15 protein-coding genes are annotated in these 22,839 nt (G+C 45.4%); 8 read left to right on the top strand and 7 right to left on the bottom strand.

All coding sequences use genetic code 11. From position 1 onward, the window contains the following. Positions 1–6 precede the first annotated feature (6 nt). A complete protein-coding gene (locus tag K6Y21_RS01860; RefSeq protein ID WP_233069966.1) occupies positions 7–1,284 on the top strand; it encodes a cyclic di-GMP phosphodiesterase in 1,278 nt (425 codons plus the stop codon). Here K6Y21_RS01860 and K6Y21_RS01855 read toward each other — a convergent pair. Then, a complete protein-coding gene (locus K6Y21_RS01855; protein WP_233069965.1) occupies positions 1,281–2,096 on the bottom strand; it encodes a helix-turn-helix domain-containing protein in 816 nt (271 codons plus the stop codon). The two genes, K6Y21_RS01860 and K6Y21_RS01855, sit on opposite strands and share 4 nt — an antisense overlap. Positions 2,097–2,757: 661 nt before the next feature. Here K6Y21_RS01855 and K6Y21_RS01850 point away from each other — a divergent pair. The 4 genes from K6Y21_RS01850 to K6Y21_RS01835 all read left to right on the top strand — a co-directional run bounded on the left by K6Y21_RS01850 (position 2,758) and on the right by K6Y21_RS01835 (position 11,319). Next, positions 2,758–3,594 carry a hypothetical protein gene (locus tag K6Y21_RS01850; protein WP_233069964.1) on the top strand — a complete coding sequence of 279 codons (837 nt, stop codon included), beginning with the start codon at positions 2,758–2,760 and terminating at the stop codon, positions 3,592–3,594. 43 nt (positions 3,595–3,637) lie between these two features. Continuing rightward, positions 3,638–7,399 (top strand): zinc-dependent metalloprotease, encoded by a 3,762-nt coding sequence (locus K6Y21_RS01845; protein ID WP_233069963.1) that lies wholly within the window; start codon positions 3,638–3,640, stop codon positions 7,397–7,399. A 610-nt stretch (positions 7,400–8,009) separates the two neighbouring features. Further along, complete coding sequence (locus K6Y21_RS01840; protein ID WP_233069962.1) at positions 8,010–9,071, top strand: alpha/beta hydrolase; 1,062 nt, start codon at positions 8,010–8,012, stop codon at positions 9,069–9,071. A 166-nt stretch (positions 9,072–9,237) separates the two neighbouring features. After that, positions 9,238–11,319, top strand: coding sequence for a winged helix-turn-helix domain-containing protein (locus tag K6Y21_RS01835; RefSeq protein ID WP_233069961.1), 2,082 nt, complete (start codon positions 9,238–9,240; stop codon positions 11,317–11,319). A gap of 91 nt (positions 11,320–11,410) precedes the next feature. On the opposite strand, the gene pcp is transcribed toward K6Y21_RS01835, so the two are convergent. From pcp to K6Y21_RS01805, 6 genes are all read right to left on the bottom strand, one after another. Next, on the bottom strand, positions 11,411–12,058 hold the full coding sequence (gene pcp, locus K6Y21_RS01830) for a pyroglutamyl-peptidase I (RefSeq protein WP_233069960.1): 648 nt from the start codon (positions 12,056–12,058) through the stop codon (positions 11,411–11,413). Between the two features lie 72 nt (positions 12,059–12,130). Next, on the bottom strand, positions 12,131–13,120 hold the full coding sequence (locus K6Y21_RS01825) for an ABC transporter ATP-binding protein (RefSeq protein WP_233069959.1): 990 nt from the start codon (positions 13,118–13,120) through the stop codon (positions 12,131–12,133). After that, the gene (locus K6Y21_RS01820; protein ID WP_233069958.1) at positions 13,120–14,157 is read right to left on the bottom strand and encodes an ABC transporter ATP-binding protein; all 1,038 of its coding nucleotides are present in this window, start codon (positions 14,155–14,157) and stop codon (positions 13,120–13,122) included. Before K6Y21_RS01820 ends, K6Y21_RS01825 begins: the two co-directional genes overlap by 1 nt. Continuing rightward, entirely contained in the window at positions 14,138–15,946 is a 1,809-nt protein-coding gene (locus K6Y21_RS01815; protein WP_233069957.1) for an extracellular solute-binding protein, read from the bottom strand. Before K6Y21_RS01815 ends, K6Y21_RS01820 begins: the two co-directional genes overlap by 20 nt. 82 nt (positions 15,947–16,028) lie before the next feature. After that, entirely contained in the window at positions 16,029–17,075 is a 1,047-nt protein-coding gene (locus K6Y21_RS01810) for an ABC transporter permease (protein ID WP_233069956.1), read from the bottom strand. A 1-nt stretch (position 17,076) separates the two neighbouring features. Beyond that, positions 17,077–18,093 carry an ABC transporter permease subunit gene (locus K6Y21_RS01805; protein WP_233069955.1) on the bottom strand — a complete coding sequence of 339 codons (1,017 nt, stop codon included), beginning with the start codon at positions 18,091–18,093 and terminating at the stop codon, positions 17,077–17,079. A 475-nt stretch (positions 18,094–18,568) separates the two neighbouring features. Here K6Y21_RS01805 and K6Y21_RS01800 point away from each other — a divergent pair, with 475 nt between their 5' ends. From K6Y21_RS01800 to K6Y21_RS01790, 3 genes are all read left to right on the top strand, one after another. Next, positions 18,569–20,572, top strand: a complete 2,004-nt coding sequence (locus tag K6Y21_RS01800) for a prolyl oligopeptidase family serine peptidase (RefSeq protein WP_233069954.1) — start codon at positions 18,569–18,571, stop codon at positions 20,570–20,572. A gap of 106 nt (positions 20,573–20,678) precedes the next feature. Continuing rightward, a complete protein-coding gene (locus K6Y21_RS01795; RefSeq protein WP_233069953.1) occupies positions 20,679–22,121 on the top strand; it encodes a leucyl aminopeptidase in 1,443 nt (480 codons plus the stop codon). 230 nt (positions 22,122–22,351) lie between these two features. Next, the gene (locus K6Y21_RS01790; protein ID WP_233069952.1) at positions 22,352–22,825 is read left to right on the top strand and encodes a YchJ family protein; all 474 of its coding nucleotides are present in this window, start codon (positions 22,352–22,354) and stop codon (positions 22,823–22,825) included. Positions 22,826–22,839 lie beyond the last annotated feature (14 nt).

The following is a 22,839-nucleotide window of genomic DNA, read 5'->3' as shown; positions in this document are numbered from 1 at the left end:
GCTAATATGGCAGAAAACAAAGCAAAAAAATCCCGTGTCGCAATTAACGACTTAGCCATAGGGCATTTCGTTGAGCTTCCACTCGGCTGGAAAGATCACCCTTTTATGTTCAACAGCTTTAAAATTAAAACCCAAGAGCAGTTGAGCATTATTCAAGCCCTAGGCTTAAGTCAGGTTGACGTAGATTGGCAAAAAAGTGACCTTAAGCCCACACCCGTAAAGCAAGCTGAGGCGACGCCAGAGCCACAAGTAAAAAAAGCCCCCCGCCCTTTGACAGAAGAAGAGCAGCAACGTGCTATATCAAAGCAGCTGCGCATGGACAATAAACGCGCCGATGCCGCTTATCATCATAGCTTATTGAAATTTAGAGAAGCTCTGGGAAAATTTGGCCTCACCCCTGAAGAAGCCCAAGCCGAAATAAAAGAGCTGATTAGAGCACTATGCGCTGATGTGTACACCACCCCAGATACCAAAGTGATGCATGTTATACAGGCTCAGCCAAGTAGCGATGATCTCTTCTATCACAGTTTAAATGTGACCGTGTTGTGTTTAGTGGCAGCCAAAACCCTAAGCTGGAGTGAAACCGATGCACAAACCTTATGCCTGAGTGCTTTTTTACATGATATAGGCCTGATCAAAGTCCCGACCTCCATCCGACGTAAAACCACCCCATTAACGACATCAGAAGAAAACTTTTACAAGATGCACACCACCTACGGTGTCGAGCTGGTTAAAAAAGCCAACTGCTTTCCCCAAGAAGTGATCCCTTTGATTGCTCAACACCATGAGCGCTTAGATGGAACGGGTTACCCCAAGCAATATCAGGCTGATCAACTAGACGAAATGACCCAACTATTAAGTCTCGTCGATGCCTATGATAGCCTATGCTTTCCCCACCCCTCACAAAAAGCACTGAGCCCACGCAGCGCCATTGCCTTGATGTTTAAACAAAGCGAAACCAAATTTAACCGTAGCATGTTAGAAGTGCTAGTGAAATTACTCGGCGTCTACCCACCTGGCTCCTTAGTCGAACTGGACGACAAAACCCCTGCTTTGGTTATGTCAACCAACCCGAAAGACGCCATGAACCCCAATGTACTGATTTACGAAGTGGGTAAAAATGAGGCCAGTGGGCTGGTGTTACCCTTAGCCAGCCACCAGCGCAACATCAGCAAGGTAATTAGTTTTGATGATTTAGATGAACTAGCGGCACGCTATTTTAATAGCCATATCCGCTATTGCTTATACTTCTCACCGCAAGTGCCAGAGAAAAACGAACGTTAGGCCTCTCCAGGCGAGCCCTGATCGATTTTAGAAAAGGATTCAATGCTACTTGAGACATGGGCTAAGAACTCATTTGGGAGATTAGCAATGCCATTTGAGAATAAAATTTTCTGATGTGGGCGGATCATCAGCAGTACATCATGCTGCAACTGCTCGGTTTCATGGGCCTTAAGCCAATGCTCAGTATTGGACTCTAGAATTTTTCGCACTACCATGTCTTCAATTTCTTGAATGCATTTTTTGGTTAAAAACATCCGCGAACAAGCTATGTTTGCCTTCTCTTCACCCGAGCCATAAACGTGCTCTTTAAGTTTTTGATCAAACAGATAGCTGAGCTTTGAGTGCTCAGAAAAACGATAATGACAAGGCCCTTTTAGGAAAAACTTGTTGTTTGGCAACAACTCGATGAGACCAATCATCTCCAGCGCACGTAAATAAGAATAAGTACTGGTTGGTGTAAGTTGATACGTGGCCACCATTTTATCTAATGACTCAGGCGCCAAGCGTAATTCTTGGAAAAAGTCATATAATTCAGGAAATTGAAAAAACACTTCATCTTGAATTTCAGTAAATAAGTCATCGCTTTGCGATTGCAGTTGGCGCGCCTGTTTAATTAAATCATCCAAGCTCAATTCCACCATACGGCAATATTCAACTAACTTATCCAAGGAGATAGCAGGACTATGTAAGTGCCTCTTTAAGGTGGACAAAGGCACATCTAATTGCTGCGCTAGCTTAGCATAGGTTAAATGGCTTTCCTTGATCCTCTCACGCAGAGCGCGCAGCAAATATTCTGGTTTTATATCATGCATCGCTTCATCCTACTGATCATAACCTGCTTATATATATGAAAAAAAAGTAAACCAAGCAGGCAAAAGAATTATCCCTTCATTATAGGTGAGGAGGAACCAATTTAATCAGAGCTAGGATAAATTTTTAATAAATGCGTCCCCTTTAAATCAGCTTAAAAGCGAATATAACAAACAAGAAGAACATTAGAAACGATTAAAACACTAAAACCAGACAGGCAATGGCCTTTGTCGACACTCGATAGTCTATTGAGTTCAGTTTGATAATAGCAACTGCACATCAAAATAATACTAATTCACCAATGTATGTAACAAAATCAGCATATCCAATCAAAAAAACCAGCAATAAACGAGATATTAAAACAACAAAGCAAGTAAAAAACAGACTTAAACACCATTTATATAGTTAAAGTAACATATCACTCCAGATTATAAATTACAGCCAGAATATCCTGCCGAAAATACCTCTTTTTTCGCCCCAAATTGACGGTTCACTATAAGAGACCAATAGGTTCACCCAGTGGACTCCTACCTGATCAATTTAAATAAATGTTCATTTTTCGGTCATTACCGTTTAAAAATCTCCCCACTAGTAATGTGGGGTAGTCCCAACTAGTCGATAAAGCAAACACAAAATAAAAAAATATATAAAGTAGGCCACAATATGATACGGACATTGACTAAGGGCATTCTGCCTGCCGCAGTATGCTGCGTATTCTCTGCAAATGCTTTTGCCAGCACAGCCTCGACGTCTACAGAGGAAACCACATTTCTCGATCGCGTTTCTGGCACCATTGCAGTTGATTACTCTCGCAACGCTTATAAAAGCAGTAGTTACAAAGCAAGACGCTCCACCGGTATCAGTGCGGGCTTACGATATAAGACCGATGCCGATGTCGTATTAGGGGTTAACGGGCGCACCCAATACAGTTACGACATGGAAGAAGGCTGGTTTGAACAGGACATCTGGCTATCTGCAACAAAAGGTAATTTGTTTAAGCCTTACGAATGGCTGACCATAGGCGGAGACATTCGCGCGGCGATCCCTGTTTCGGAATACTCAGACAAAACGAAATTGAACACGGCGGTACGTGGCGCCATCACGTTTGCTTTTGATCTTTCCTCTTGGGCCGAAGGGTTACGTTTTACCTATCAACCAAGGGCCATGAAAAACTTCCACAAATACAAAACCGCCGGCGGCCAAAACCTCATTGAATGGGATCTCAGCGGCTATTACGAATTGGCTTATGGCTACCAAGACTGGACCTTTATCGTTGGCGCCATTAACAACCACACTTGGACCTACAAGGGTAATTACAACCACCCTTCTCTAACCCACCAAGAATATATAGGTTACCAGTTAACCGACAGTTTGAGCTTAGGTGTTGGTCATACCAACAGCATTAGCTTCTTTGATCCTTCACGAGGACCAGCACCGGTGACTCGCTTACTGGATTTTAAAAACTCGAGCTTTTACGCCCTCGCAGTTTATTCGTTTTAAACATAACAAGTAGAAATCGTAAACACACGAAATGGAGTTATCTATGAAACTAACTAAGTTAGCCTTCAGCGTGGCTGTTGGTTTATCACTAGTTGGCTGTGGTGCAGGAGACGCACCGTACGACGAAGTAGTCAAACCAACCGAGCAAGTGAAAAAAGAAGTATTTGATACCGAAAAGGTATACATGTACATGCCTTCTATGAGCAAAGCACCACGCTACGCCGTTGCCATGGCGCCATTTATGCAGGGTCAGGAGCAATTAGTTCGCCTAAACTTCACCGAGCAAGGCTTACAACTGCGCGCGCTAAATTCCGACATCATCAGCCAAGCGCAGCTTGATAACGGTGACTTTGGCCGCTGGAATGAGCAAGATAGCGATAATGCACCGCTGTTGACCATCCCAGGTGATTACGCAGACTACCGCTGTAAGCTTGATGCTTACGACGAATGTACTAACAAAGAAGAAGAAAACAAAGACGCTGACGTCAAATGGTACGACAAGCAGTTCTTTACCCCTGATTTTGCGAACCTAAAAAACATTGCCGCTTCGTGGAGCGATTTCTCATACGGTACACGTTGTTTTAGCCCTGTCGGCAGCCCGCGCTTAACTGAAGATCCTGCGACGGGTTGGAAAGGCTACGAGGTTTCAGAAGATGGCTCAATCTTCATTGAAGTAGAGCAAGAGTACACTGTTAACAAATCTTGGGGCTGTTTAGTTAATAGCCTCATTGCTGCTGATTTTAACTTTAGCGAATTAAGCTTCACCGTTGCACACAGTTACTCAATCGTGCCGCTAGAAAACCTAGCAAGCAAAGATTACGAGCCAATCCTTTACTCGGTTAATGATGAAGATACCTTTGGTTTCTTTACCAGCGAAGTAAACCGCCCTACCGCAGCCAACATCGACGGTGCTGTGGGCTCAAAACACCAGTACTTACATCGCTTTAACCCGAACTTAGCGTCAATTGACTATCACCTTAGCGATAGCTTTAACAACAACGAGTCGACCCGTTTCTTCAAACAGATCACCATTGATGTCATGAACCGCATCAACCCTCAGCTTAAGGCTGCAGGTGTACCAACGGTTAACATCATTGAGCCATCGGGTAAACATTCAGGTGACCTTCGCTACAACGTTATCAACCTTATCGATGAGCCACTTGAGAACGGCTTAGCCGGTTACGGCCCGTCTGCTGCTAACCCAGTAACAGGTGAAATCGTTCACGCTCACATCAACCAATACTCAGGTGTACTTGAGTCAGGTGCTAACTTCTACTGGGATACTATTGCCAGTACCTTTAACCGTGGTGCTACGACGCAAACGTCTACCTTGGAAGCCACCGAGCAAGGCGCATCTGAGTCAACAGACACAGCTCAAGCCACGCAATCGTTTGGCCAAAGCGACATCCTACCAGCCGAGGCTATCGCCATTGCTCAAGTTGGTGAGCTGATCACCCAAGACAAGGTGGCTGAAACGCAATACCTAGATCGTGAGCTCAACAAGTTAGCTGATGACATTCATACAGAAAGCTTTGAACTTGTCCTAGAAGAGATTGCTCGCCTAGATAACCTAGATGAAGAATCTCTCACTAACCAACAGCGCGTTCGCCGTGATGAGTTAGAAAAGCGTGTGTGGACTGAAAACAACATGTTCCCTGCCGCGTCGCTATGGACAAGTGCCACCGCAAAAGCGCTACCGACAGGCATTGCAGGCCACACCATCGACTACACAGATGCAAGCCTATGGGTAAATGGTATCGTTGCTGAAGAATTTGGTGGAACACGCTCAGACAAACCTGCACGTTTGAAAAAATGGGCGGATTTAACCAACGCACAGCAAGTCAACATTGGCCGCGTGTTAGCGGGTATTTCTTACGCTAAAACCTTAGTTCACGAACTGGGCCACAACCTAGGTCTACGTCATAACTTTAAAGGTAACGTTGACGCGTCAAACTTCTTTAGCCAACAGCAAGCTAAAGAAAACGGTTTAATTCACGTACCAGCCTACAGCTCTATCATGGATTACAACCCATCGATTCTTGATGCGCTTCCGGTATTTGGTCCTTACGATCTGGCAGCCCTTAAGTTTGGTTACAAGCGTGAAGTAACGGTTTTGGATCCTGAAACGAAAGAAGTATCAGGCGTTCGTAGCGTAAAAGATTACGACAACCAACTACTAACAGAATACCTAGACATTAACCAAAGCATTTCAACTGAACTTAACAACGGTGTTATCGCCGCGTTAACGCAAGACTTGGAAGAAGAAGCAACAGCAGAAGTTAAGCCATACGAATTCTGTACCGACGGTAACGTCAGTGGTAACACCGACTGTAACCGTCATGACGAAGGCCGTAACCACGATGAGATCAACAAGTTCTCTATCCAACGTTACATCGACTTCTACGAGTTAAGGAACCGTCGTAACAACCGCGAAGATTACACCGAAACCTTCCTACACGGCTACGCTGGTGCACGTGAACGTGAATTTGGTGCGATGCGCGACAATGTTGAATTCCTAAGCCGTGCTTGGGGTGGCAGTGTATCGCAAATGAATAACCAATTACTGTTTGCTAACCACAACTTAGCAGCGGAATTAGGTTGGCCTGCTGATAACTGGACCACACGTTGTGTGAACCCGCAAGGATCAACGTTCTGGGAAGGTGAAACGCCTAAAGTAGATGATTTCCTATGGGATATCTACTGTGCACTCCCTGCTGCTGTAGCGCGTACTCAGCAACACTTCATTGAAGTGGTTTCTGAGCCTGATCACACCTGTGAGCTACAAGATACGCAAACCGGTGCAGTACGTTACTCTCTGCTATCTGACCTAATGAACGGTAAATACGACAGCCTACGCTCACCAACCAGCAGCATGAACACTGCACCTGAGTTTGGCATGAGTGTAGTACCAACCAGCTGTTTCGACGATGCACTCGTTGAAGCCGTGGCCGTTGATGGTTACCAAATCACTGCAGAAGCAGGCCGTCTACTTAACAGTGGTCGTGCGCCAGAGCGTAACCCTAACCACAAGTACTCAAATGATCGTGATTACCTAGGTACTTGGGTAGATAAGTTAGTGGCAATGCGTAAATTGGTTGACCGTACAACGTCAATGCCGATTTCAGATCGTCAATCTATCGCCCTAGCTGATTTGTACGAATTCCGTACAACGCCACAAGGCATTATGCAGTACCCTGCATTTAAACTACTGGTGAAAGACATGGTGTTACAAGACACGCCTTTCTACGCACCTAAGTTTAAAAATGCGCAAGGTGAAGTGGTTGCACCGCAAGGTGACTACAAAGGCCAGTGGAGCTGGGCAACGAACATCGAAGCACTGCCGCTTTACTCAAGCTACCGTTGTCTATCTTGGTGTTACGGTTTATCGCCAAAAGGTGAAAACAACCTGATTGAAGCCTTACTAGAGCAAGTCATGATTGAAAGCCGTGACAGTAGTCTAGCGGGTCGTGACCAAGCTGAAGAGCTAGCTCGCTTTGTTTCTATCCGTACCAGCGACACTTCACAAGTTGGCGCTGTTTACTGGGAGCACAAAGGCACACGTTACGCGGCGACACCAGAAAATGGCCTAGCCCACGAAATCATTGTTAGCCAGCAAGAGCTTGCCTACATGCAAGCACGCCCGAACCTAAATGAGTTAACTCAAGAAGAAGTTCAAACTGTGTTAGCAAACCAATACGTAGACGCACGTGCGTTCTACCTTGGCACCGACGAACAACGCGCTGAGCTTGTAGCCACTGTTGAAGGCTACAAAAACGCACTGCCGATGTTACCGGTTTGGAACTAATTTAGCTCAGCTAAATTAACCCTAGCCAATCCATCAATGATAAAAGCCAGCTATCCGTAGCTGGCTTTTTTATTTCAACAGCCATTAGGTTAGCTATCACCCCAGCTATACAGGAAAAAGTAGTCGCACGAAGAAAAAAATTGCAGAATTACTTGTTAGCTTTTCCTGTTAGAGGCACCTGAGTGTTAGAACTATAGACAGGCAAATCGCCAACAACCACATTCCGAGAAGCCCCCATCACTTATCCCCCAAGCAACATAAATGCGTTTATTTCAGCTGTCCTATGTTGGTAAGCCTTGTTTATAGCCAAAATTATTTCGTGTTAGCAGACTCCACCAAAAATGTCTGTCATTTGTCAGCAAAAAAGTGAAAAACGAGTGATTTTATGGTGATTCACAGCAAATACTACAGTGAACAGTTCCTTGCAGCGAAACAGCCGTAGGGCCCTGCTGTCTTGAAGCGCTAAGCATATTAGCTACATGTTAGGGAATGACTCTTTAACAGAATTAACGATATTGACTGTATGAAATAGAAATCAAGCTTGTAATATGAAATACGGGCTGGCCATCCCCCTACAAACCAATATGGACATTACTATCGAGGTATTATTATGTTACTAAATTCAACCAGAAAAGTATTTCAGACAGGCTTGTTATTAGTTGGCTTTACCGTTGCACTGAGCACTCAAGTCATAGCAGATGCTCTCCCGCAGGGTGAAGTGCTTAATATTCAGGTTGCAGCTCCTACATTAAAAGGTAATTTAACGGATGAACAAGAAGTTAGAGAAACTTATGTTTATTTGCCTCCGTCATATCATAGCAAGCCACAAAAACGCTACCCAGTAGTATACTTTCTACACGGCTTTGGTGGTAACGCACAAGCATGGTTTTCAACACAAAATCCCAGCGACCCGGCCACCCATAAAGCAATGGATGAATTAATTGCACAACAACAAGTACAAGAAATGATTTTAGTCGCAGCCGATACCACAACGAAACATATTGGATCATGGTATATCAACTCACCGATCACCGGTAATTGGCAGGACTTTATCACACAAGATTTGATCACAGCGATAGATCAACAATTTAGAACCCTAGCAAAAGCTGAAAGCCGCGCGTTATTGGGCCACTCTATGGGTGGAATGGGGGCATTTACCATTGCATTTGCTCAACCAAAACTTTTCTCAACAGTCGTTGGAATGAGCCCCGCGACGTATTTACTCGCCCCCACCTCACCCGATGAAATTTATCAGTTTTATTCCAATGTAAAACCACAGCTTGATAATATGCTGACAAAACCAATTGACGGCTCGGCGCATTTTTTTCTTTCTCTCGCCCAGCCTTACCTTGGCGATAGAAGCAATCCGCCAAGCTACATTAAACCTAACTTACAAAGCACTGATTTTGCAGAGTTAGCAAGGTTTAACTTACTTGACTTAGCTAAACGAGCTCCGGAACAGGCGAAAAAAATCAATTATTATTCTGAAATGGGTACTGAAGACATGATCCCTGGCGGCTATACCACTTATGAGCAGACCATGAAGCAAATTCAACAAGCAGGATATAACTTACAATTCGCCTCATTTAAGGGAGGTCATACCGATAAGTTTAATGAACGCGTATACCCAGCCTTAAAATTTGTCAATCAGCACTTGATTTCTACCCCTTAACCGAAAGCATATTCTGGCATAGCGGCCGAAGCCATGGTCGCTATATTTACCTCATCTTCTAATCCCATTCACACAAAATAATAAAAACTTATATTAATCATTTTGTTACGGGACTTTTGTTATGTATGATTATGCCTGTAACACTCCCAAATAGCATGGATGGCTAATGCGTTTTATTCGTTGTGGTACATTTACCATTGATACTGAGTTAGCTCGCTTACAAGAGCAAAATCAAGACGTTCAAATTGATCCTAAGGTTTTTAACCTGCTGCTCTTCTTTTGCCAAAACCCCAACAAATTACTAAGCCGCCAAGACTTATTGGATAATGTATGGGGCGGTAGTATGGTAACGGATAATGCGATAAACAAGATAGTTGCCAACCTTCGCAAGACGCTGAATGACGATCCAAAAAAACCTTCTTTTATTCAAACGGTGCCAAAGAAAGGGTACTGCTTTATCGCAGACGTGACATTTTGTTCTGAACAACCGGAAAACGAGCCAGCAAGACATCAACCAAAAGGCCCAAGAACGCTCGTATATTATTTCCTGATAGGCATCTTAACCTTAATCGCCATAATTGTTGGGTTAGCTAAACGAGAAAGTACCCTTGTTATAAAAACCAAAGAGTTAACGCGCGCGATTGGCGCAGAACATTCTGCTATTATCGATCCCAATTTGCGCTATTTATTATTTGTTAAAGCCAGTAATAAATCCGGCAAAACACAGCTTTGGCGCAAAGATTTAAGCAGTAACAAAACATATAGAGTCAGAAATGCAAGCAGTACTCTCAGTGACGTGTTTGCTATCGACAGCCAAGACCACATTTATTATCTGCAACAACATCAGCAAAGCTGCAGCGTCAACAAAGTAAGCTGGGCATCGCCAACGGCTTTGTCAAAGCCGGAAGTCATTTTCAATTGCAGCCAATATCAAATCGAAGAAATTAAGCTTGCTGAGTTACGCCAACAAGTTTTTTTTACTGCTCACGCTAATAGCGACTCAGATCTCACGCTTTATCGTTATGATATTGTCAATCAACAGCAATACGAAATTCTTATACCGGAAAAAGAAGTCCTTAATATCAGTAAGTTAGATGTTGCACCAGACGAGCACGCTCTGCTTATAATCAGTACCCCCACAGATAACTATTCACAATTTTTTACCTTTGATCTTGATACAGGAAAAACTCAACTAAGGCAGCACTTTGATTATCCCGTGAGCGAAGCGATTTGGTATCATGATAGCGATAAAATAGTAATGCTGTCTGAGCCGCCCGAACACAGTATCTTATTGACTGATAGAAGCGGCAAACAGCAGGTTCTCGTCAACCTTTCTGAGCACTATACTGTTGATTTAAATAGAATAAACAATGGTTCCGATGTTTTATTCACAACGACTAATACCAACTTCAATTTACGTTGGCTTACCATGAGTATGACGAACCATTCACCCAATAATTCATCAGTTTATGACTATTTACCCAGTTTAGCGCATCAACAAGCTAGATATGCGTTTATCTCTAAACGCAGCGGTATTAATCAAGTGTACATGTCCCATTCATTTCGTGAGAAAACCAAAAAGCTAACCGATTTTAAGCAGCATCGAACAATTAAAAGTTTATCTTTTTCACCCGATGATCGTAGTTTGCTGTTAGTGCAATCAAAACAAATATCTAGCCTGACGATACCTGAAGACAAGGATAAAGGTACTTCAGAGCCTGTCATCCTATTTTCTACTTCAGGGAAGATAGGCCATGCTGATTGGCTAAATAACCAGTGGCTAAGCGTGAGGGTTTGGCAACAAAATCATAGTACTAATTACTTGATAAATGCGATCACAGGCGAAAAACGAACACTGAGCAAACGTTGGCATAGCGTTATCGCCGATCACTCATCAACACACACCCTCTATCTCATCGATGATGAAAATCATCAACTACACCAAGTTCATTTGGATAACCTCAACCTAGCACTATCCGATTTTGAACAACATCCCATTGCCCAAAACGTCGTCTTACCCGCTAATGCCGCTGAGATAAAAATATCCCAAGGCGAGCTGTACTATTTAACACACTCGGAGCAAGGTGCTCGAATAAATGTCACCTCGTTGAGTAATCACCAACAACGCCATTATGATGTCGACAATTTATATGGTTACGATGTAGGTGGGTCAAATCTTATTGTCAGTGAGCAAGTAAGCCAAGAGGGTGACGTACATACATTGCTCATAACTCCTACAGAAAATTAAAAATTGAGGGCTTGCTATGAAAAACTTCAGAAACAAGATTCAGCTCAGCTTATGAATTTGAAGCAAATCCAATAGCGCGAGCTCCACACTATTAACACTGACTGCCGGTTACCATAGCGACGCTCTCTGTTGGTGCTAACGCGGCCGTGAGCGAGGCTTGAACGCCTGCTAGCTGCTCTGACAAAGGCATCGCAAATTGCTGAGCTTGTGCTTGCTCGGGTAATAAAGGTAAATGCATAAAGCCCATCACTACTTTGCGAGTGGTTAACTCAGTTGCCAAGGAATGCAAGGTACGATAAAAAATATGATTACAAACGAATGTTCCCGCCGTATTGGATATCGCGCTTGGGACATTGGCATTGTTCATCGCATGGGTCATAGATTTGATCGGTAATGTCGTAAAATAAGCCGCTGGGCCATGGCGAACAATGGGCTGGTCAAGCGGCTGTTCACCTGCATTATCTTTGATGGGGTAATCATCTACATTTATCGCAACGCGCTCTAGGGTCAGCTTGTCTCGCCCCGCCGCTTGGCCTAACACCAACACAATATCCGCCTGGTATTGCTCGATATAAGTCATCAACTTCTCGTGGGCAGCAGCCCCAATCACAGGCAAGGTCTGACAATGTACAACCGCATTGGTCAATGACGTATTTGCCAATAATGGCAGTACTTCACTGGCAGGATTCACGCTCTGGCCATTAAAAGGCTCAAAACCGGCAACTAAGATGGATTTCATGTTGTTACTCAAAAAAAGCATAAAAAAAGCCGTATCAAGCCACCTTGATACGGCATTATTCAAAGGCGTTGCTTATGCGATAGGCTGAACTAAATGACAAGCTACCTGATGGCCTTGGCTATCATAATCAATCAACTCAGGGCGCTTCACCCGGCACTCATCGGTTGCGTGAACACAACGAGCATTAAAATGACACCCCGGCGGAGGATCCATTGGCGAGGGCACATCACCCTGCAAAATAATCCGTTGATTACGATGCCTTGGGTTCGGGATTGGAATAGCCGAAATAAGCGCTTGGGTATACGGATGTTTAGGCTCACGGTATAAGGTTTCTGCATCACCCATTTCGACCACTTTACCCAAATACATCACCGCAATGCGATCAGAAATGTGTTTTACTACCGAAAGATCATGGGCGATAAAAATCAGCGCAAGGTTCATTTCTTTTTGTAATTCAAGTAGTAAGTTAACAATCTGAGACTGTACTGACACATCTAATGCCGATACCGCTTCATCACAAACAATGATTTTAGGTTTTAACGCAATGGCACGGGCAATACCGATACGTTGGCGCTGTCCACCGGAAAATTCATGAGGGTAACGATCGGCTGCCGTTTTCGGTAAGCCAACTTTAACCAATAACTCTTCCACCCAAACTCGGCGCTCTTCAGGCGTGCCGATGCCGTGAATTTCAAACGGCTCAGCCATGATGCCACCTATGGTGTGGCGCGAGTTCAGGCTTTCCATTGGGTCTTGGAAAATGATCTGCATTTCTTTACGCAGATCGCCCATTTCTTTGCTGCCCAACTTGGTTATGTCGCGCCCTTCAAAGAAGATCTGACCCGATGTCGGCTCATACAATTTAAGTAAAGTGCGGCCTACGGTACTTTTACCACAGCCAGACTCACCGACAAGACCTAAGGTTTCACCCGCTTTTACATCAAAGCTAATGCCGTCGACGGCATAAACGAACTTCTTCTTACTAAACAGTCCGCCGCCAATAGCAAAGTGCTGTTTTAAATCACGAATAGATAATACTACTTCACTTACTACGTCATGCATTAGCTTAACTCCTTGAGCCTTAAGCAACTGACCATATGATCATTGGCGATCATTTCCGGCACAGGGGTTTGATGTTCACACTGTTCTTGACGATCCGGACAACGGTTGTAAAAGCGACACCCCTTCGGCATCTCAGCCAAGGAAGGCACCGAGCCTTCAATGGTGTTTAAACGGGTTTTGGGTTTATCATCCAAACGGGGGATCGAGTTTAATAAACCGCGGCTATAAGGATGACGCGGGTTTTCAAACAGCTCAAATACATTGGTTTTCTCTACCGCTCGTCCGGCATACATCACCACTACTTCATCACAAATTTCGGCTACGACACCTAAATCATGGGTGATGAAAATAATCGCCATGCCAGTTTCTTGCTGCAGCTCTTTCATCAAGCTTAAAATCTGGGCTTGGATGGTCACGTCCAATGCTGTGGTAGGCTCGTCGGCAATTAAGATATCCGGCTTACATGCCAGTGCGATGGCTATCATCACACGTTGACGCATACCGCCAGATAACTCATGAGGATAGACATTAAAGCGCTTTTCTGGTGCAGGAATATCTACCTTTCTGAGCATGTTAATGGCTTCTTCTTTGCGCTGCTTTTTATCAAACTCAGGACGGTGCAGTCGATACACCTCACACAATTGCTCACCTATGGTATGCACAGGGTTTAAGGCCGTCATCGGCTCTTGGAAAATCATCGCGATGCGATCGCCGCGCATTTCATACAGTTTTTCCGGCGGCAGTTTTGTCACGTCTTGACCTTTATAGATCACCTCACCCCCAGTCACTTGACCGTGGGGACGCGGTAATAGGCCCATTATCGATAATGACGTAACACTTTTACCACAACCTGATTCACCCACAATACCAATGGTTTGGCCGCGCTTAGCTTGAAAGCTCACGCCGTCAAGTACTTTAATCTTGCCTTGCTCCGTGGTAAAGGTGGTCTCTAGCTGGCGAACATCCAGCACCACTTCACCTAATTGCTCACCCGCTGTTGGCTCTGTTGAGCTAGGATTAGTGTTTAAAGGTTTCATCTATCTTTACCTCAGGCTCAAAAGGAATGCGTTTTTTACGCGCTTTCAATACTGCTTTCTTTTCTTCTTCATCAATCCAGAAAATGCCGAATCTCATGGCCGCATCGAGACTAAACATGGCTCTAGACATACGCGTGATAGGCACTTCAGGAGTGTGAACCCAACGCCAATGGGCCGCGCGTGAGGTCGATTCTTGATAGCCTGGAATGAACATGGCTTGCTCGTGCAGCATATGTTGGATTTGTTTGGCTTGCTTGATCCGGGTCTCGACATCAAATTCGCTGCGATAGGCTTCAATTAATTTATCCAGCTCAGGATCCGCCGTGTTGGTGGTGTTGTTGGTGTTATTTTGGCCCACGTGAACCGAGTGGAAAAACTGCCAATAGGCTGGTGCTAACACACCCACGCCCCAACCGCCCCAGTAGGCTTGATGCTTATTTTCGCCCACGGTGCGTATGCGAGTGGTAAAGTCGACTTTGTTAAGGCGCAAATCCACGCCGGCTTTTTTCGCCTCTTCACGTAAAATCACCATTAGATCATTACGTTGATCACCGTTGTACATCAGTTCAATGGATAACTGTTGACCGTCTTTCACGCGGATACCCATTTCATCACGCTCACCCCAGCCTGCTTTGCTGAAATAGGCTTCCGCCTTGGCCAAATCAAATTCACGGGGTTTGATATCTGCCTGATAAACACCGTTACCTGAGGTAAATTGCGGTAAACGCTGCACATCTCCACGTAGTGCCTTGTCGATACCTTTTTGCATATTCATGGCGTGTTGTAAGCCTAGGCGAATATTGATGTCAGACAGTAATGGCGATTTGGTGTTTAGATAAATACCCCAAGGGATCCTTGGCTTATCGTTATAGGCTAAGGTTTTTAAGATATAACCAGATGCAAATTCACGGGTTTTGGTTTTCTCGTGCCAGTAAATCGGCTCCGGCATTTCAAAAGTATCCAGTTGCCCTTTCAAGAAGTGCTTGTAAGCAATGGCTTTGTCACGAATGATCTTGATGCGAATTTTGTCCACATTAAAGCGGTTTTTTTGAAACTTAAGATCTTTCGCCCACCAGTCTTGATTGCGTTTGAAGGTAACGGTTTTACCTTTGCGAAAATGACTTAGCACATAAGGCCCCGTGTTTGGTGCCACTTCCCAGTTGGCTTCTCTTACCCAGTTTTCACCAATGCGGCCTTGATAAAAATGCTCAGGCACAGGCGTAATACTGGTGGCGGCAATCAGCTCTTGCTTTTCTTTGGCTTCACCTAAGGTAATTGAAATGGTGTGATCATCGAACTTGGTCACATCAACTAACTGATTGGTGTAATACTCATGATACCAAGGCGCTTTAATATTGGGATTTAAGTGGAACTCACGAGCGTAAACAAAGTCATCTGCGGTTACGGGCTCGCCATCAGACCAGCGCGCCGCTGGGTTTAACTTAAAGTAGACGGTTTTAAAGTCATCTTTCACCGCCCATTCGGTCGCAATTTGGGGGATAAATTCTTTGGTGTTGGGGTGCAACATGGTCAACGCCATTTGGTTGCCCAAAATATACTCTCGAAATTCACCGTTTGAGTTTGGCCCCACCACGCGAAATGTCGGTGGATAACTGTCGGTGTAAAGGCGTAACGTACCGCCCTTTTTTGCTTTATCTGATGCAAAAACGGGCTGGTCCAAATTGTTTTCCCAAACCAATCCTTCTGGCAGCTCAGCACTGAAAACGGCTGTCGAAAATAAGCTTAAAGCAGCCAGTAGGCCACACTGTAATTTAAGACTTAACTTCATATTCTGTCCTCTTTTCCATATGACACCCACCACACTTAGGTAGGCGTTTAAATCACCGAGCAAAACCTGCCCGGTGATTTCCTTAAATGTATTTAGTGTGTTTTTTCGGGTCAAACGCTTCCCGAATGGCTTCCCCAACAAAAGTCACCATGGTTAATACCACCACGATGGCCGTGACGACCGAGGCCACAATCCACACCGCATCTAGGTTATCTTTACCTTGAGATAACATCTCACCCCAGCTTGGCGTTGGCGGCGCTAAACCTAAACCAAGGTAATCGAGGGAGGTCAATAAGGTTAAATTGCTGACGATGGTAAAAGGAGCCATGGTGACTATCATCACTAAGGTGTTAGGCATGATGTGTTTGAAAATGATCCGTGCGGTAGATGCTCCTTGGGCTTTGGCCGCCATCACATACTCGCGGGCCTTTTCCTTATAGGTTAGGGTTCGCATATACCAAGTCATGGCGGTCCAGTTAAACATCACGATGATCATGACAAACAGCCAGAAGTTGGAACCAAAGATGGACACAATAATCATGATCACATAGATGCCGGGCAACTGGCTCCAGATTTCAATGATACGCTGACCGAGCAAATCAGCTTTACCGCCCCAATAGCCCATAAAGCAGCCGACCGTCACGCCGATGGCATAACAAATCGCCATCACCAAAAAGGCAAAGCCCATGGCTAAACGAAAGCCGTAGATCAAGCGTGAAGCCACGTCACGGCCATAGGTATCTGTGCCTAAGTAATGCTTATCCGCAAAAGAAGGTGCCGTTGGTGGGTACTGATCCTCATAGTAGTTATTTTCATAAGGGCTATAAGGGATAAAAGGCATCAACACCCAGTTATCGCCACCCTCTTGTTCGAATTTCTGCGCCAATTCACGGTATTTGGTTTCATACGCGTAATCTAAGCCAAAGGTTTTACCCGAATACACATCGCTGTAAGTTGGGAAGTAATAATCGCCGTCATATTTTACAATGACCGCTCGGTTATTGACCCACAACTCGGCAAAGGCCGACAGCAAGACCAGTACCAATAAGATGATGGCGGAATAGTAACCGCGTTTGATTGAGCGAAAGCGATTAAGTTTCTTTAGGGTTAATGGATTTAATTTCATCATGTTACTTCCCAAACTTAACTCGAGGATCAACCAAGGCAACACACACATCCGAGAGGATGTTACCTATCATCATGGCAATTGAGGTCATCACTAAGATGCCCATCACCACCGGATAATCGCGTTGTAAAATCGCGTCGTAACCTAACAAACCTATGCCATCGATATTAAATACCGCTTCGATTAAGAAGGAGCCAGCAAAGAACACGCTTACCACCGCACCAAAATGGCTGGCAATGGGGATCAAGCTGTTGCGCAGCGCATGTTGTTTTAAGGCACGATCAAACGGCAGGCCTTTAGCAATCGCGGTACGCACGTAATCAGCAGACAAGTTCTCCATTAACGAGTTTTTCATCGTCATGGTTAAGATGGCGAAATCACCAATGGCATAAGCCAGTAGCGGCAATACCGCATGCCAGAGTATTTCATAGATTTGCTCACCCAAGGTTTCTAAATCTTCAAAGTCATCGCTGACGAAGCCACCAAAGGGAAACCATTCAAGCTGAAATGAAAAGATGGTTAATAGCAAAATACCGACCACGAAGCCGGGTAAAGCAAAACCCACAAAGATAGCGATGGATGACAGGTTGTCAAACCAACTGCCATGGTGGCGGGCTTTAGCGATACCTAAGGGAATCGATACGCCATAGCTGATTAAAAATAAGCAGACACCATAAAAGGTAGACACGGGTAAGCGCTCTAAAATCAGATCCAGCACAGGATCTTGATAGAAGGTCGATTCACCTAAATCACCTTGTAATAGTTTTGCCATCCAATCGAGATAGGCTTGCCATACAGGTTTGTCCATGCCGTAAAAGGCACTCAGTTCAGCCAGCTGATCTTCAGAAAGCGAACTGCTGCTCATACTTGAGCCTTGAGACAAACTCATTTGCTGCATTTCTGCAATCGCTCGTTCCATGGGGCCACCGGGAACAAAGCGGGTAATGGTAAACACCAGTACGGTAATACCTATAAATGTGGGAATAACCAGCAATAAACGCCGGATAAAATAGGCTAGCACAACCCTCTCTCCTTCTTGAGCTAACGATTCAGCTTGAATCAGTACTGCCGACTCAGACCACCAGTTGGTTTTGGTCGCTGGTGGGACGCTTGATACTATCGCACCATTTTAGATTTGGCGCATTCTAGCACGGCAAGCCTATCGCTCCGCTGCGCCAAGCCCTAAAGCCTCACTGCGCGATACGCTCAGTATCAATAAATGATCCTAGTTTGGCTGCACTCTGTAAAATGGGGCAAAAGCAAGGGATAAGATCGGGTTTACAGCACAAAAATAACCTCAATTGAACAAAAAAGAGTCATCAAGTTTTACTCAGCACCCCTCACTTAGAGCCTCATGACATGCACCTTATGGGCTTACCCATAGGCACTTTATTAGCTTGCTCTGTCATCATCAGGACTTTATGGCAGAATCGGGCGTGTTGTTGAAGATTGTAGTTGAATCGTTGCTCACACTGGATGTGGTATAGGAGTAGTACATGGAACAAGATAACTTTCTATGGTTAGAGCAGGTTGAAGGTGAGCAAGCACTCACTTGGGTTAAGCAACAAAACCAGCGCAGCCAAGCCGAATTAGAAAGCATCAAGGTATTTGAACCGTTTCAACAAGCCATTTTAGCCAGTTTAGAAAACGACCAAAAAATTCCCTACGGCCAACGTCGCCAAGGTGACTACTACAATTTTTGGCAAGACCAAGATCACGTCAAAGGTATTTGGCGCAAGACGTCATTCGCGCCATTTGCAAATAGTGAAAGCCCGTTAGCTTGGCAAACCTTACTGGATGTTGACGCCTTAAGTGAGCAAGAAGATCAGGCTTGGGTTGTTAAGCAAATTGATGTGTTAGCACCGCAACACGAAAAAGCCCTTATTACCTTAAGTCCAGGTGGCAGCGATGCTGCGCAAGTGCGTGAATTTGACTTAACCCAGCAAGCCTTTGTCAGCGATGGCTTTAACTTGCCCGAAGCCAAAAGTACCTTAGCTTGGGTCAATGAGCAGCAAGTGTTAGTCGGTACTGACTTTGGGCCCAATAGCTTGACGGATTCAGGTTATCCGGCTCAATTAAAACTGTGGAGCCGCGGCCAAGCGCTAGCGCATAGTAAACATCTGCTCACCATCCCCAGTAACGAAATGGGCCTGTTTACCTTTAGGTTAGAGCAAGGTGATCACAGTTACAGCGGCGTGACGCGTTGCCTCGACTTTTTCCACTATATTAGTTATATCTTGGTTGGCCAGCAGTTAATTGAACTGCCCCTACCCCAGCAACATGAAATTCATGGCTTATTTAATGATCACTTACTGGTCACCCTAAAAGCCGATTGGCAAGGATTTAAGCAAGCCGATGTGATTGCACTGCCAATGTCATCTTTACTTTGTAAAGAGGCCGAGCCCAAACTGGTGTATCGCGCCAGTAGCAAGGCCGCCGTTGAGCGTATTAGCGCAGCAGGCAGCGTGATCTATATTGAGCTATTAGAAAACGTGTCGTCGCGTTTGCTCTGTTTAGATGCCAACTGGCAAGTGCGCGATCTAACGCCGCAAGCCAATTTAAGTTTGTCTATCATCGACACCTGTGAAGCCGATGACACGGTACTGGTCAAAGCCGAAGGCTTTCTAATGCCAGAGTCTTTACTATTAATTGGGCCAAACCAAGCCCCGAAAGTGATCCAACAATTAGCGCCGCAATTTGATGCCAACCAGCTGGAAGTGAAACAGCATTGGGCGACCTCCAAAGATGGCACCCTAGTGCCTTATTATTTGATCGCCAACAAGGCCCTCGCCTTTGATGCCAGCACCCCAACCATACTCTATGGCTATGGCGGCTTTGAAGTTTCCCTCAAACCCAGTTATTTAGCCCATGCGGGCGCAACTTGGTTGGCGCAGGGCGGCGCTTATGTGATCGCCAATATCCGTGGCGGTGGTGAATTTGGTCCCGCTTGGCACCAAGCGGCATTAAAACATCACAGGCAACGCGCTTATGATGATTTTTTTGCGGTCGCAGAAGACTTGATTGCACGAAACATCACCCAGCCTAAACATTTAGGAGCCATGGGCGGCTCAAATGGCGGCCTATTAATGGGGGTGTGTTTAACCCAGCGTCCCGATCTCTTTAATGCCATCGATATCTTAGTGCCGCTGCTCGACATGAAGCGTTTTCATTTATTACTGGCTGGCGCCAGTTGGATGGCGGAATACGGTAACCCGGATATTGCCGAAGATTGGAACGTGATCAAGACCTATTCGCCGTATCAAAATCTTAAAGCGGATCAGGTTTATCCTAAGGTACTGTTTAGAACCTCGACTAAGGATGATCGCGTGCATCCCGGTCATGCCCGTAAGCTAGCAGCAAAAATGGAAGCCTTAGACTATCCGTTTTTCTATTACGAAAATACCCAAGGTGGCCACGCTGGCGCGGCAGATCTAAAACAAAGTGCTTATGCCAAAGCCCTCGATTTTGCTTATTTCTGGCAACAGCTCAGCAGCAAATGAGTAGCCATCAATGACAACATCCTTTACCCTGCTCGGCGGCATCGGCTGCCGAGCCGTTAAGGTCACCCTACCCTTTACCTATAAAACAAATAAATAGAGCAGTATTATGAAGTTTAACGTTACAACTAACCGTCAACTCGACAACCACACGCTAGTGGTTCCTGTATTTCAAGATGATCATCAAGCCCTTGACGGCCTAGATGCGCAGCACGCCCTTGCCGCCCTAATTGAGCAAGACTTAGTTTCAACTAAAACAGGCGTGCTCACCCCTTACTTCGGCGGCGAACAAGCTATTTTAGTGGTTGGCGCAGGCAAGCGTGAAAAGTTTGATGAGAATGAATTACTCAAACTAGTGCAAGCCCTTGCTAATGGAACCAAAGACAGCCACAAGCAACTTAACCTCGCCGTTGAAGCCTTAGTGCCAGCCGGTCGCGACCTTGATTGGACCTTAACTCAAGTGACGCAGCAATGGGTGAGCAGCTTGTACAGCTATGACACCACCAAGTCTGAAAAAACGCCGGCACAAAAAATTGAACTGGTAAGCTTTATCACCGCACAAGAAAATCTAGCAGCCGTTGAACTAGGCCAAGCCATCGCCACAGGCATGAACATCACCAAAGAGCTAGGCAACTTACCTTCAAACATTTGTACCCCCACTTACCTTGCTGACTTTGCAGGTGAGTTAGCGGCAAAAGATGACGCATTTTCCATTGAAGTGCTTGAAGAAAGTGATATGGAAGCCTTAGGCATGGGCTCGTATTTATCCGTTGCCAAAGGCAGTGATGAGCCAGCCAAGCTGATCGTGCTGAAATATCAAGGCACTGACGAAACTCAGGCCCCACATGTGCTAGTAGGCAAAGGCTTAACCTTTGACAGTGGCGGTATCAGCTTGAAACCGGGTGCTGGCATGGAAGAAATGAAATACGACATGGGCGGCGCCGCGTCTGTGCTAGGTACTATGCATACCCTGGCCGAGCTAAAACCGGCCTTAAATGTGGTTGCCATCATAGCCGCAGCTGAAAACATGCCATCGGCGCGCGCGTCTAAGCCGGGCGATGTGGTCACCAGCATGAGCGGTAAAACCATCGAAATCATCAATACCGACGCCGAAGGCCGCTTGGTACTGTGTGATGCACTCACTTATGCAGAGCGCTTTAACCCAGCAAGCGTAGTTGATATCGCCACCTTAACGGGCGCGGTGATCGTGGGCTTAGGTATTCATCCAACGGCCGTTTATGCCAACGACGATACACTTAGCCAACAGCTATTAGATGCAGGCACGGCATCTTGGGATCGCGGCTGGCCAATGCCACTATGGCAAGACTACGCGGCAGAAATTACCTCACCGTTTGCAGATTTACGCAACACAGGTAACATCGCACGCGCCGGTGGCTCTATCACCGCGGCCATGTTCTTAAAAGCCTTCACTGAAAAATACAAGTGGGCACATTTGGACATCGCCGGCACCGCATGGCAAGGCAGCAAGGGCTCAACTGGTCGCCCTGTGCCTATGTTGACCCATTACTTGCTAGCACAGCTGTCAGCGTAGCTACCCGCGTAACTGTCATTTTGTACTGACCTGCAACCATTAATGGTCGGGGCATAACAAGCTTAGTTATGCCCTAACCAGCTGAAACCTATCAAGCTGTCACTCAATGGATCCCCCTATGGATCCTCCCTCGAGTGACGGCTTATTGATCTCATCCGTTATTTTCTAGTGTGATATGCCTTCAATATCTCCGTTAAGGTGTGCATAATAGCGCCGTTAAGGAGAATTAAATGTCACTGTGCCACTGCGGTAATCCATTACCCTACCAACAATGTTGTCAACCGTTTCACCTCGGACACAAAACTGCACCGACTTGTGAAGCCTTAATGCGCTCACGTTTTAGCGCCTATATTGAACAGTTGGGTGATTATCTATTTAACACTTGGCACCCTGACTTTCGTGATGATTTAACGCCGCAAGCGCTGGCTCAATCGGGTAAAGAAACCGATTGGCGCAGCTTAGATATCTTAGCAAGCTTTGGCGGTCCGGATGATCAGCAAGGCACGGTAGAATTTGTTGCTTGGTTTATGCACCAAGGTGAACTGCAATACCATCATGAAAAGTCGAACTTTACTCGCTATCAAGGTCAGTGGGTGTATCAAGACGGTACGTTTAATCCTCAACGAAAATCCGTACTGCCGGGTCGCAATCAAGCTTGCCCCTGCATGAGTAAGAAAAAGTTTAAAGCCTGTTGTGGCAAATAATTAAGAGCACCCAA

This window comes from Motilimonas eburnea (assembly GCF_021295345.1).
Classification (GTDB): domain Bacteria; phylum Pseudomonadota; class Gammaproteobacteria; order Enterobacterales; family CBDFNC01; genus Motilimonas; species Motilimonas eburnea.
The sequence above is the reverse complement of the archived record's forward strand: the minus strand, read 5'-3'. Positions and strand labels throughout refer to the sequence as shown.